Here is a 12,279-nt window from a genome sequence, read left to right as displayed (position 1 = left end):
ATAACCATGAAAACTCTTTCCCATTGGATCGGTACTACCCTTAGCACACTTATTCTGAGCTATCCCTTTGTTGCTTGGGCAGGGCCAACGCTATACTACGAAAAATTATGGTTGGATCTGTCGGTTGCGGCTTGTTTGCAGAAAGCAGAACAGGCGATCGCCTCTACGGAGGTTCCCGTCTTAAATGTGAATGCCAGCCGAGTGTTAGCTGTCAGTCCTACCGTCTCCGTGGCGATCGACTGTGAGGCGATCGACAACCGAACCCGTAGTGTCATTATGGTCAGCAGTGACGGCGATCGCCCCATGAGGGCCATAAACTTAACTCAAACCCTAAAAGAAGTTATGAGCCATTAAAAATGGGTAATGGGTAAATTGTTAATTGTTAATTGTTAATTGCATGAATACAGTAGATTACCTTCGCATTAGCCTGATTGACCGATGTAATTTTCGGTGTCAATATTGTATGCCTGCGGGGGAAGAACTCGACTATATCTTAAGTCAAAATCTCCTCACCTCTGAAGAAATTCTTACCCTCTTGAATGAGGTGTTTATTCCCCTGGGTTTTACCCGCTTTCGCTTAACCGGAGGTGAACCCTTACTGCGTCCGGGTGTAGTGGATTTAGTCCGGGAAATTGCCCAACTTCCCCAAACCCAAGATTTAGCCATGACCACGAATGGCTTTTTACTCGATCGCCTGGCGCAAGATCTCTATGATGCGGGTTTACGGCGGATTAATATTAGCCTGGATTCCCTGGAACCAGAGACTTTTGACAAAATTATCGGCAACGGGGGTAAAAGTCGCTGGGAGCGCACCTGGGCAGGGATTCAGAAGGCGTATGAGGTGGGGTTCAACCCCTTAAAATTGAATGTGGTAGTGATTCCTGGGGTGAATGACCATGAGGTGTTAAATTTGGCGGCATTGACCCTAGAGCGGCAATGGCATGTGAGATTTATCGAGTTTATGCCCATTGGCAATGGTCATTTATTTACCGAGCGAGCCTGGATACCTTCGGAGGAATTGCGCCAGAGGATTCGGGAGCGTTGGGGACTGACGGAGGGAGAAGTGCGCGGGAACGGGCCGGCTGATGTGTTCCAAATTCCTGGCGCTCAGGGTACATTGGGGTTTATTAGTCAGATGTCCGAATGTTTCTGCGATCGCTGTAATCGAATGCGATTATCGGCTGATGGTTGGCTGCGTCCCTGTCTGCTGAATGAAACCGGACAGATCGATCTTAAAACCAAGTTGCGATCGCAGACTCCTTTAAGCAAATTACGCCAACAAGTAGCCAATCTCCTACAGATTAAACCAGAGATCAACTTCAAACAACGGGAATCAGGTACAGAAGGGACGTACACCCGCACCATGTCCCAAATCGGAGGGTAAGATTAACGTACCCTACTGCCGTGACACAGCTAAAATAGTGCATTAGCGTAGGGTGGGTTAGGCGGCTAAAACCTAGACTCTGACAGCAATCTATCAATCCGCCGTAACCCACCATTTTAGGGTTGTCACGGCACTACAATGACACCTAACATGAGGTCACGCTAGGAGTGCGAGCATCTTGCTCGCTGGCTTCTCTAGCCAGTGTCTTATCTCAAGTCCGGGTAATCCATCAAAGTATCGGGCAAGGTGGGCAGGGTTTGTTTATCGAATTTGAATGATTTCGCTCCCTGGCTTCTCTAGCCAGTGTCTTATCTCAAGTCCGGGTAATCCATCAAAGTACCGGGCAAGGTGGGCAGGATTTGTTTGTCGAATTTGAATGATTTCGTTTCTTCCTCCCGCCCACCCTACGATGACACCTAACGGGAGCTTGTATTACTCGTCATCATCATCATCGTCATCGTCATCATCGTCGTCGTCGTCATCATCATCGTCATCGTCATCATCGTCGTCATCATCATCATCGTCTCCAGGATCTTCGGCCTGGTAATAAGTATCTGAACTCAAAGTGTCCGACTCTTGAAGATACTCGTGCTGAACAGGGGAAAGGGCTGATCGTGCCATTTCTTCAAGACCAAGTAGGAGAGAAATAATAACGGCGATCGCCAAAAGCCATTGATTGATCATTTGATTTACAACTGTGCTTCATGTATAAGTTAAATATCAGTATCATAAAACACTTTGCCTATCCTGTCAATTCTATAACAATCCCATTCTCTCCTGTAGGAGAATTCCCACTGGCAAGTCTCTAAATCTTGTCTAATGCCCTCCTCATTTTAAGCCAAAGAACCGCCGCAACTTGACCCCGCTCCGGCCGTGCAACCGTAACAATAGGGAGCCGTTCTCACCTCTTCTATTACGTCTAAATTGCCCCACTCTAACAGTGTAGCCACTGTTAGCGCTTCTCCCGTCGCCGTCCGTGCCGGAAGTCCTTCCATTTGATTAAAATCGCAATCATAAATTTGCCCTAAATAATCCACTGATAATTCTTGCTTGCACATTAAGCCGGGCACAGTGTGAAGATTAAAGTTATCTTCTAGAAATTGCAGATATGGCTCGTATAAATTACGCTTTTTCAGATACTCTTTAGTGCGCCCGATGGGTAAATTAGTAATCGTCAGCAGATGATTAAACTCAACGTTGAAATGCTCTTGCAAATACTGTTTATAGGCTTTCTCTAGGTTCTGTTGGTTCGGCGTTAAGGAAAAATGATCTGAGTTGGGCATGGCTGGATTATAGACTAAATCCAGAATGAGATGGGACTCTCGACCGTAACCGAGTTGATTTAACTGTTGCAGAGCGCGAATCGATCCCTGATAGACTCCACTGCCGCGCATTTTATCCACATTGTCTTCGAGATAACAGGGTAAGGAAGCCACGACTCGCACTTGGCGATCGGCAAAATATTGGGGTAAATCTTGATAACCTTCAGCAAAAAAGATGGTTAAATTGGAGCGCACAATAATTTCTTTTTCCGCTTTTCTGGCTGCTTCGACGAGGGGACGAAAGCCATAATTCATTTCTGGCGCTCCTCCCGTGAGATCCACAGTTTTAATCTGGGGAAAGCGTTCAATTAGTTGAATCAGTTGATGGCAGATTTCTGGAGTCAGTTCTTCGGTTCGTTTGGGCCCAGCTTCGACATGACAATGGGTACAGGCAAGATTGCAGCGTTTACCTAGATTAATTTGTAATACTGTGATTTCCTCTTTCTTCAGAGGGGCTTTCAGTTTGCGCTTAAAAGGAGTAATGTTAGTCTTTAGCATGGGCAACAGTAGATCGGCAAGGTGAGGGTTGAGTCAGGGTGGATGGCTCCACCCTAGATACTCTATCGCAATTTAGAATAATTTACCGATTGAGAACGTCTGGCCAATGGCGATCGGCTTTGGCAATATTACCGGGTATATCGCGGCTCCATTGAGCTTGCACGCTTTTACTGTAGTTCAGGTATAATTTCCCTTCGTAGATTGTCCAAGCATCGGGATCGACTGGGGCAAGGTTCCCTTCACTCACGGCTTTGGCGCAATATCCCCCATATTGAGGTGCGTATTGGGTGGGGTTAGCGGCAAATTGGTCTCGGTTTTGGGCACTGGTAAAGTACCAGGTGGCTCCCTTCCACTCGTGTTGATATTCGGCTGTACCCATCATGGCATCTGCGCCGTTGCTTTGACTAAAGTAGGCGACTGGATCGGCTCCTCGGATGGCTACACCTTGGCGTGAGAATACGGGGGAGTTTTTTGTCGCACCGGCACAGGGATTTCCGGCACAGGGATCTCCGGCGCAGGGATTTTTACCGGCACAGGGATTTCCGGCGCAGGGATTTCCAGCACAGGGATTGCCTGCACAGGGATTGCCTGCACAGGGATTGCCTGCACAGGGATTTCCAGCACAGGCTTTGTTAGAAATGGAGGTTTGTCCACCTTTGAATTGCCCTTGGGCATAGGTGTGGGCGGTTATACCAACGGTAAAAATAGAGGCGATCGCCAGGGTGGTAATGTAATGTAGTTTCATCAATGACTCCGATAAGTTTAAGGATAACTGTAAGTGTTCTTCTCTTCTACTAAAGCCTAGGGAGCTGAAGCTGCTCTGAGAGAAATCTGAACCCTTGCTGAGAATTTGCAGCTTGGGGTTTGTTTTAGGTTAGGGTTAATTTCAGAAGTATTTGACTCACAAGTGATGCTATGCAACCTACTGACTGGCTGGTGAATGAACAAGGAGAACGGTTGCCTCTAACGCCTGCAAGTTCTCCAGAAACGGGGGAAAAACCTTATCGGTTATATCGCTTTCTGACGGATTTAGAAACCATTTTGTGGGAGATTCCAGGCGATCGCCAACGGTTACCCAAAATTGCTCACTGTTTGCGAAGACTCTTGGATTATTCGCCTTGGTTACAAACTTATTATTTAGAACCGAGTCCGAATCCTGGATGGTCGATTTTATCGTTGTATGACGAACCAGATTTTAAGCTCACGATGCAAATGGTGGCGTGGTTGCCGGGGAATGTTTCCCCCATTCATAATCATGGGACTTGGGGAGTGGTTGCCTTGTTAAGTGGGCAGGAAAAAAATAGGTTTTGGCGCAGAAGTCCAACCCCAGAATTTAGCGATCGCCTTGAATCAGTAGACTCGTATATTTTAAGTCCTGGAGAAATTATTACTTTTCTGCCTGATGCTATTCATAGCGTGGAACCCCTAGGGGATGAACCGGCTATCACGTTGAATTTATACGGAGAAACGAAGGTGGAAAACCGGTTTGAATTCGATTCGATTAATCACCGAGCCTGGAATTTTTAGCCAATCCGACTGAGAAAGGATTTAAGGCGATCGCTCTTCGGTTGGGTAAATAGCTCTTGCGGATCGCCCGATTCTTCAATAATGCCTTGGTGGAAGAACAGCACCTTATTGGAGACTTCCCGCGCAAACTGCATCTCATGGGTAACCACTACCATCGTCATCCCCTCTTGCGCCAGTTGTTTCATAACGCTTAAAACTTCCCCTACTAACTCCGGATCGAGGGCGCTGGTAGGTTCGTCGAACAGGAGAACACTGGGTTTCATGCATAAGCTGCGGGCGATCGCCACCCGTTGCTTTTGTCCCCCAGAAAGCTGTTCCGGATAAAAATTGGCTTTATCCCCTAACCCGACTTTTTCTAAGTAATGGCTGGCTCGTTCTCGACACTCCGATTCTGAGTCTTTCAACACCTTGATCGGCGCAAGCATCAAGTTTTGTAAAACCGTTAAATGGGGAAACAAATTAAAATGCTGAAACACCATGCCCACCCGACTCCGCAGTTGGCGTAGAGTTTCTTGACTGACTTGGGCATGGGAAATATCAATCCCCATCACTTCCAACCGTCCTTTATTGATCGACTCTAGACGATTTAAGCACCGCAAAAATGTCGTTTTACCACATCCAGAAGGGCCAATCACTGAGACCACATCCCCTTCATGCAATGTCGTCGTCACCCCTTTTAGCACTTCCAGATCCTGAAAGCTTTTGTGTAAGTCTTGACATTCAATGACGGCAGTTGCTGAGTTGACCATAGTTTTGAAACCATCGTTAATGGGGAGTTGAGTTTAAACTATCTGAATCTTCCATCGGTAAAATGTATCGGCGATTACTTTTATTCCGGAATCAACCCTTGATACTAAACAACGGTCTAACGTGGTTTTATCGACAGGAGAGAGTTGAGGATGATGGGGAGTAAGGGATTCACCCGCAAAATACAGGTTTTTCTGGCGATCGCCAGTTGTCTGCTAGTGGTCATCTTCACCAGTGTATCCACGATTGCCCAAGATTCTGCTCCCACCCTCCAAGTCGCCACCGAACCCACCTTTCCTCCCTTTGAAATGCAAGACCAAGCCACAGGAGAACTCAGTGGATTTGATATTGATTTAATGCAAGCCATTGGTGAAGCGGCTGAACTCAACATTGAATTTATCAGTTTACCCTTTGATGGCATTATTCCCGCCCTCCAGTCTCAAACCATAGATGCCGCCATTAGTGGCATGACCATCACCCCAGAGCGAGCGCAAACCGTATCGTTTTCCCGTCCCTATTTTAAGGCCGGTTTAGCCATTGCCGTTCAAGAAAATAATACCGATATTCAAAGTTTTGAAGATCTAGACGGCAAACGAATCGCCGTTCAAATTGGTACAACCGGCGCACAGGAAGCCAACACCATTGAAGGAGCAAGCGTCAGTTCGTTTGATTCCGCCTCTTTGGCCCTACAAGAATTAATTAATGGCAAGGTCGATGCAGTAGTCAATGATGGGCCAGTAACTCTCTACGCCATCAAAGAAGCCGGATTACAAGGCGTAAAAGTGGTCGGGGAATTAGTCACCGAAGAATATTATGGCATTGCCTTGCCGAAAGACTCCCCTTATTTAGATGACATTAACAATGCCCTAGGATTACTGATCCAAAATGGGGGTTATCGCGACGTTTATCAAACGTGGTTTGCCGGTGAACCGCCCGAATTACCCATCGTGCCCCCTTCCTTAGAAACTGCACAAGTGATAAGTTTCGATTGGGGAAAACTGTTTGCCAACTTACTTCAAGGTTCAACCATTACCTTACTGCTCACGGCTCTGGCTTTTACCTTCGGGTTAATCGGGGGCACAGCCGTGGCGATCGCCATGATTTCTCCCTACAAACCCCTGCGCCTTCTTTGCCGCGTGTATGTAGACTTCTTCCGGGGAACCCCCATGCTAGTGCAACTGTTTATGATCTATTTTGGTCTTCCCGGTTTATTCCGAGAATTAGGTCTAGACTTCAGTTTCGATCGCTTCCCCGCAGCCGTCTTAGCCCTAAGCTTAAATAGTGCCGCCTACCTAGCCGAAATCATGCGCGGGGGCATTGAATCCATTGATAAAGGTCAATGGGAAGCCAGTCAATCCCTAGGCATGAGTCCCCTACAAACCATGCAAGATGTAATTTTTCCCCAAGCCTTGCGCCGCATGTTACCGCCTTTGGGCAATGAATTTATTACCTTGGTCAAAGATACCAGTTTAGTTGCCGTAATTGGATTTGAGGAATTATTCCGCCAAGGTCAACTCATGGTAGCCACCACCTATCGATCCTTTGAAATTTATTTAGCTGTGGCTTTAATGTATCTGGTCTTAACCACCTTATCTTCCTTTGGATTTAAGTGGCTAGAAGCCAGAATGAACCCCTTACAGCGTCGCAAAGCTGCTTAACACTCCGAGCGGCAGAAGGGTAATGGGTAATGGGTTGTGTTCCCATCCCCATCCTAAAAAAGACCAAGAGATTATCGGCCACTCCCACAAGGAACTGGTCTTAAATTGCTTTTATTGCCCGGAAATCCATCGGAAACCCAACCGGATACTGGCGAAAGAATGGAAACCCAAGATCGCCCAGTGCTATCGGTTCGAGGAGCCATCGATCGCAGCCGAACCAATGTCCCTGGTACTAGGGTCTCAACTACCCTTGCGGCTTCAGTTGGTGCAGAGCGCACATTGAGACCCGCATCGACTAAAGGGGTGACTCGATGGCACACATTTGGGGTAGGTTGAGGGCGCGTTGTTGAGGGACGACTCGGTACAACCGTTGAGGAAGAGTTATCGCATTCTCTTAAACGGTTGTCTGGAATAAATCCAGGACGGGGTTCAAGTACCGTGCGCCATTCGTCCACCTGTTCTGTGGTTAAAACAACCTGTTCGCCTGCAAGTATACCTCTAACCGGTCGAGAGTCAAGAGAGCGACTTTCATGAATGAATGAATTGACATTAGCGCACAGAGTCACTGTTTCCACGGTGCAGGGTTTGAGATCTTCAGTACGCACAAAACCCACGGTAGGTTCACTAATGGCAATCCACCCGCCTCCTCCGTTGCCAGCGAGGGTAACGCGATCGTTGGCTTGCAGGCCGCGAATTTGACCGGACTCAAAATTACGTTCGTAGTAGACAAACGTCCCTTTACGAGCTGCTCTACATTCTCCAACAATGCTTTGGGCAACGTAGGAGGGGGGAGTAGAGGCGATCGCTGGCAAAGAACGACCGGGAAAATTGACCATCATTAATCCAAACACGACTAATCCACGAATGCCATATTTCATACTGTATCACTCCTGAAGTTATGGGAATCCTGAGCAATCGATGACCCACTACAGTTCGAGTGCGATCGCGCTGCCCTTTAGTCTTTCTAGTTAAGGATATATCATCAAATTAACCTCAATCCGGTTCTTTATTCCGGAGCTAGAAGTGCTAAAGTAGAACCTGAACCATTATGGTAAACTGTTCCTCTTTGTATTCTTTCTGCCTAGCTTCAGTTATCCCAATACTGCTATGAAGCTCAAATCTACAGTTACAGCCTTGATGTTGTCCTTATTGGCGGTTGGGGCAACAGCCCAAATCAAGACAAATAAGGCTCAAACCTTTGCTTGTGGCGCTTCCCGTGATGGGATTCCCACAACCTTAGCTCTCGTTCCGAGAGGGAATATTCCCATTATTCGCTGGGTTTCTGAGTATTTTACCCCCTTTGGCTATGACCCTCAAACCCGGTGCGAGCAAGTTTCTAATCGCCTACAAACTTACCAAGAACAAGGGATTGCTAATTTTATTACCACAGGCATTCAAGATGGTCTAGATGTCATTTGTGTCTCTAGTGTCTTGGGGGGGCCCTGTACAGGACTCCTCTTTACTCTCCAACCTGGAGAGAGTGCCAGCCGAGTCATTCAGGATTTGTTTGATGTGGGACAATATGGTTTAAATCCTCTATTACAAGGCTCCAATACCGATCAAGTCTATATCGATTTAAACCAACTACTCCAGGAATCCCCTACAGATACCGATTCCGTGAAACCCCTTTAGTTTAAGTGAAAAAAACTTCTAAAGAACCAATTTTGGTTCTTTTTTTTTATCTTTTTTTAAACTTTATGCACAGTTATTGCAACTGAGCAACTTGAATTGATCGAATTTTCTCGGTACACTAATTAAATCTACTCAACACGATTTAGCTAGTGTTGACACTGACTGGAGTTCAGTGTTCTCCTGTCCTCGCGACTTCCTGTTCAATGATTGTTGTTCTATGGGTGATTTTTGATGCCAATAAATAAGTTGATTAACGGATATTTATAGAGAATTGATTTAGGGATAGATGCGATCGCCACTCAATGTTCTTGTCTGTATTCCCATAACATATCAGGGATACAATTTTTTTTGGTCTTAATTAAAACTCCAAAAATAGAAATACTGAATCGATCAATTCCTGTTAAGTTTCCAATTCTCCGGATGATTGATTAAATCTCATGAACTATAAAAACAACTCTATTTTTTCTCTATCAATTCCTATCCTTGATTAGTGATTCTTTGTTGCGTACCCATTATTTATCTTTTTGCAACCAATCTTTTGGGCGAATTGGTCAGCATAAATTCAATTTTGACCTCAATCATTGGATGAGGATATTCCCATGGGTTGACATTTGGGGCATCAACTTCCATAAAAGGGGTTACACCCCTATCCCCATAAGCGCTATTATGTGGTATGAGGAGTGCATTTCGGTAAACCCAACCCACTCAAATAGAGGTGGGATAACCGTAATTCATAGATTTGGAGTGGATTGACGATGAAACGCCTCATCCTATTCTTAGTAGCGGGTCTCAGCAGTATATCGGTGGGCCTATCCTTAAGGTTGCTTCACAATCAAGTATCTTATCCCCACTGCCAAATCGCTTCCCGTTCTGTAGATTTATCTTATACCGAGCTAAAAAATATTGCAGAAGCGATTACGGTAAAAGTGAAAACAGGAACCACGGGCGGATCGGGAACCTTAATTCACCGAGAAGGCAAAACTTATACCGTCTTAACAACAGCCCATGTCATTGCTACAGGAGAGTCTTATCAGATAGAAACGCCAGATGGCAAAGTGTATAGGGCCACTCGAATTCAGGATTTAGCGATTGACGACCGAGATATACAACTGTTGCAATTTCAATCCGATCAAAAGTATCAAATTGCTCAATTAGGATCGTCCCATGTTTTAACGGTAAAAGAAAAAGTAGTGGCAGCCGGATTTGCTGATGATATTCCGGGCTTAAATTTAACCAAAGGAGAAATAAAGCTAATTCCAAATCAATGGTTACAACAGGGGTATCAAATCGGATATAGCAATGATATTTACAAAGGAATGAGCGGGGGGCCAATCCTGAATTTGCAGGGAGAAGTGATTAGTATTAATGGGATGATGGCTTACCCTCTGTGGGGTAATCCCTATGTATTTGAAGATGGATCGCGACCGGATAGTGGCTTACAAAATCGAATGCGAGAAGTCGCCTGGGGGATTCCCATACACCGTATTGCAGAAGCGGTTCCCCAATGGGTGAATCTGAATTTAGTCGATCAGGTGGATGCGATCGCCCAACAAACCACAGTCTTAATTGCCAACTCTAACAGTACCGGTTCTGGGGTGATTGTAGCTCAGAATGACTCGACCTATTATGTGTTAACCGCCGAGCATGTGATTCGTCATCCCAGCAACTACAAGATTGTCACGCCAGATGGTCACTGTCATCCCATAGACTTAGAAAACGTACAACCCCTGCCAGGAGTCGATTTAGCCATTGTGGAATTTGAAAGCCATACCCCCTATCAAGTGGCCACTTTAGCCGATTATGATTGGCGTAGCTTGGAAGTCTTAAATTATGTTTTTGTTTCCGGTTGGCCGGTTTCTACTCCTCACCGCTCTTCTCATCCTCCCACCCGTTTATTAACCACTGGACGCTTGCTCAGTCAGGACTCACAGATTCAAAGCGTTCTAGAGGTGACCCAAAGACAACAGGGAATTGACTCCTTATCTCTTACCTATGGCTATGAGATGCTTTATTCTAATCTCACGGCTCCGGGAATGAGTGGGGGATTAATCTTAGACACTCAAGGTCATGTGATTGGCATTCATGGTCGCGGTTCAGGGGAAATTAAACAAGATGACCAAGGAGATATTCGCCCCCTGAAACTCGGTTATGGGTTAGGAATTCCCATAAAAACTTTTTTACACTTAGTGTCTTCCGTGGGGATCGATCGCGCCTGGCTGGATGTTGATTCTATGCCTCCACCCCAGTTACACGGTACTGAACTCAAGCAAATTCAAGTTTCTCTGTTACGAAATTTGGACACACCAGAGAGTAGTACGGATGAGATCGCCTGGTTTAATTATGGCATTAGCCTTTGGCAATTAGAACAGTATGAAGAAGCCATGCTGGCCTTTAATTGGGCAATTCAACAAGATCAATCCTTCTATCAAGCCTGGTATGGTTTGGGAATGATGTTGCGGTTTCAGAAGCGTTATAACGAAGCCTTAGCTGCGTTTGAAGAGGCGATCGCCGAAAGTGAAGGAACTTTTGCTCCGGCTTGGCGGGCCCGGGCCGAAGAATTAGTCTGGTTAAATCGCTATGATGAAGCTCTGCAATCCGTTGAGCGGGCCATTACTTTAGTGCCTAATGATATCCATCTACAAGAACTCCAGGGTCATTTGTTACAACGGCTTCAGCGCTATTCGGAAGCTATTCGGGTATATCAAGAGGCTCTGAAGTTATGGAAACAAGATCGAGGCGTTTTCCTGTCCTTTCAGATAACCGATCACGAAGGTGTAGAGCGACAGCTTCTTTGGGATCGGGGTTCTGCCTTAAACTTACCGGAAAATATGGCTATTGTGTATGAAAACCGGGGAGATGCTAGAGGCACAGTCACTGCTAAATTAGGGGTGATCTCCCATGGAGATTCCCAGAACTCAGCGTTAACGTTAAATTTAGCTTTGGCTTATCTCAATCGAGGCAATCACTCTGCTGGAGAAGGACACTGGCAAAAGGCGATCGCCGATTATAGTCGAGCGCTGGAACTCGAACCGGAAAATGCATTTACCTACGGGAACCGAGGGTTAGCCCGGTCTCGCATTGGAGATCAAGAAGGGGCGATCGCCGATTTGCAACAAGCGGCTGAACTGTTTAATACGCAAGCAGATGTTACCAATTTTCAACGCGCCCTGGAAGCTTTGAAGCAGTTGGGGAGTTAATACAACGCTTTGCGCTGTTAAGTAATGAGTAATGAATAATGAGCAAGAAAGTCCCTCTGAGTGTTGTGTAAAGGCAGATTAAGGGCGATTCAAATGTACCCCATAGTAGCGAAAACTGCTGTATCAAGTCCGGTTAAGATGAATCATTCCCCATTTCCCATCCATAACCTCTGTGAACCTGCCCCCACCCCACCGATAAACCCACCGGAAATGATGATATCGACATCGGGTTGGGCGGGTTCACCGTAGGGGCGGGTTAACCCCAAATCTAGGATGCCCACAAATCAATGTCGTAAACCCGCCCCCACCCCACC

At 46.1% G+C, this 12,279-nt stretch carries 12 protein-coding genes; 6 read left to right on the top strand and 6 right to left on the bottom strand.

The window, feature by feature from the left end; all coding sequences use genetic code 11:
- Positions 1–6 precede the first annotated feature (6 nt).
- Positions 7–354 carry a hypothetical protein gene (locus PMG25_RS05410; RefSeq protein WP_283765885.1) on the top strand — a complete coding sequence of 116 codons (348 nt, stop codon included), beginning with the start codon at positions 7–9 and terminating at the stop codon, positions 352–354.
- A gap of 43 nt (positions 355–397) precedes the next feature.
- Positions 398–1,384, top strand: coding sequence for a GTP 3',8-cyclase MoaA (gene moaA, locus PMG25_RS05405; protein WP_283765884.1), 987 nt, complete (start codon positions 398–400; stop codon positions 1,382–1,384).
- A gap of 432 nt (positions 1,385–1,816) precedes the next feature.
- Here the strand turns inward: moaA and PMG25_RS05400 are convergent, their stop codons facing one another.
- The 3 genes from PMG25_RS05400 to PMG25_RS05390 all read right to left on the bottom strand — a co-directional run bounded on the left by PMG25_RS05400 (position 1,817) and on the right by PMG25_RS05390 (position 3,949).
- Positions 1,817–2,068 carry a hypothetical protein gene (locus tag PMG25_RS05400; protein ID WP_283765883.1) on the bottom strand — a complete coding sequence of 84 codons (252 nt, stop codon included), beginning with the start codon at positions 2,066–2,068 and terminating at the stop codon, positions 1,817–1,819.
- Between the two features lie 149 nt (positions 2,069–2,217).
- On the bottom strand, positions 2,218–3,204 hold the full coding sequence (arsS, locus tag PMG25_RS05395; protein ID WP_283765882.1) for an arsenosugar biosynthesis radical SAM (seleno)protein ArsS: 987 nt from the start codon (positions 3,202–3,204) through the stop codon (positions 2,218–2,220).
- Positions 3,205–3,286: 82 nt separating this feature from the next.
- Positions 3,287–3,949 carry a YHS domain-containing (seleno)protein gene (locus PMG25_RS05390; protein WP_283765881.1) on the bottom strand — a complete coding sequence of 221 codons (663 nt, stop codon included), beginning with the start codon at positions 3,947–3,949 and terminating at the stop codon, positions 3,287–3,289.
- A gap of 170 nt (positions 3,950–4,119) precedes the next feature.
- Between PMG25_RS05390 and PMG25_RS05385 the strand changes: the two genes are divergently transcribed.
- Positions 4,120–4,731 carry a cysteine dioxygenase family protein gene (locus PMG25_RS05385; protein WP_283765880.1) on the top strand — a complete coding sequence of 204 codons (612 nt, stop codon included), beginning with the start codon at positions 4,120–4,122 and terminating at the stop codon, positions 4,729–4,731.
- On the opposite strand, the gene PMG25_RS05380 is transcribed toward PMG25_RS05385, so the two are convergent.
- Positions 4,728–5,480, bottom strand: coding sequence for an amino acid ABC transporter ATP-binding protein (locus PMG25_RS05380; protein ID WP_283765879.1), 753 nt, complete (start codon positions 5,478–5,480; stop codon positions 4,728–4,730). The genes PMG25_RS05385 and PMG25_RS05380 overlap by 4 nt on opposite strands.
- Positions 5,481–5,633: 153 nt before the next feature.
- Between PMG25_RS05380 and PMG25_RS05375 the strand changes: the two genes are divergently transcribed.
- A complete protein-coding gene (locus PMG25_RS05375) occupies positions 5,634–7,136 on the top strand; it encodes an ABC transporter permease subunit (RefSeq protein ID WP_283765878.1) in 1,503 nt (500 codons plus the stop codon).
- Between the two features lie 71 nt (positions 7,137–7,207).
- Here PMG25_RS05375 and PMG25_RS05370 read toward each other — a convergent pair whose 3' ends face one another.
- The gene (locus PMG25_RS05370) at positions 7,208–8,014 is read right to left on the bottom strand and encodes an SH3 domain-containing protein (RefSeq protein WP_283765877.1); all 807 of its coding nucleotides are present in this window, start codon (positions 8,012–8,014) and stop codon (positions 7,208–7,210) included.
- A gap of 229 nt (positions 8,015–8,243) precedes the next feature.
- Here PMG25_RS05370 and PMG25_RS05365 point away from each other — a divergent pair, with 229 nt between their 5' ends.
- Both PMG25_RS05365 and PMG25_RS05360 read left to right on the top strand, forming a co-directional pair.
- On the top strand, positions 8,244–8,768 hold the full coding sequence (locus PMG25_RS05365) for a COP23 domain-containing protein (RefSeq protein WP_283765876.1): 525 nt from the start codon (positions 8,244–8,246) through the stop codon (positions 8,766–8,768).
- 755 nt (positions 8,769–9,523) lie between these two features.
- Positions 9,524–11,965, top strand: coding sequence for a tetratricopeptide repeat-containing S1 family peptidase (locus PMG25_RS05360; RefSeq protein WP_283765875.1), 2,442 nt, complete (start codon positions 9,524–9,526; stop codon positions 11,963–11,965).
- A 143-nt stretch (positions 11,966–12,108) separates the two neighbouring features.
- On the opposite strand, the gene PMG25_RS05355 is transcribed toward PMG25_RS05360, so the two are convergent.
- On the bottom strand, positions 12,109–12,246 hold the full coding sequence (locus tag PMG25_RS05355; RefSeq protein WP_283765874.1) for a hypothetical protein: 138 nt from the start codon (positions 12,244–12,246) through the stop codon (positions 12,109–12,111).
- Between the last annotated feature and the right edge of the window lie 33 nt (positions 12,247–12,279).

This window comes from Roseofilum capinflatum BLCC-M114 (assembly GCF_030068505.1).
Taxonomy (GTDB): domain Bacteria; phylum Cyanobacteriota; class Cyanobacteriia; order Cyanobacteriales; family Desertifilaceae; genus Roseofilum; species Roseofilum capinflatum.
This window is presented reverse-complemented; position numbering and strand designations above follow the sequence as displayed.

Coding starts and splice junctions, on each gene's coding strand:
- PMG25_RS05410 (WP_283765885.1), top strand. CDS start 7: ATGAAAACTCTTTCCCATTGGATCGGTACTACCCTTAGCACACTTATT.
- moaA (WP_283765884.1), top strand. CDS start 398: ATGAATACAGTAGATTACCTTCGCATTAGCCTGATTGACCGATGTAAT.
- PMG25_RS05400 (WP_283765883.1), bottom strand. CDS start 2,068: ATGATCAATCAATGGCTTTTGGCGATCGCCGTTATTATTTCTCTCCTA.
- arsS (WP_283765882.1), bottom strand. CDS start 3,204: ATGCTAAAGACTAACATTACTCCTTTTAAGCGCAAACTGAAAGCCCCT.
- PMG25_RS05390 (WP_283765881.1), bottom strand. CDS start 3,949: ATGAAACTACATTACATTACCACCCTGGCGATCGCCTCTATTTTTACC.
- PMG25_RS05385 (WP_283765880.1), top strand. CDS start 4,120: ATGCAACCTACTGACTGGCTGGTGAATGAACAAGGAGAACGGTTGCCT.
- PMG25_RS05380 (WP_283765879.1), bottom strand. CDS start 5,480: ATGGTCAACTCAGCAACTGCCGTCATTGAATGTCAAGACTTACACAAA.
- PMG25_RS05375 (WP_283765878.1), top strand. CDS start 5,634: ATGGGGAGTAAGGGATTCACCCGCAAAATACAGGTTTTTCTGGCGATC.
- PMG25_RS05370 (WP_283765877.1), bottom strand. CDS start 8,014: ATGAAATATGGCATTCGTGGATTAGTCGTGTTTGGATTAATGATGGTC.
- PMG25_RS05365 (WP_283765876.1), top strand. CDS start 8,244: ATGAAGCTCAAATCTACAGTTACAGCCTTGATGTTGTCCTTATTGGCG.
- PMG25_RS05360 (WP_283765875.1), top strand. CDS start 9,524: ATGAAACGCCTCATCCTATTCTTAGTAGCGGGTCTCAGCAGTATATCG.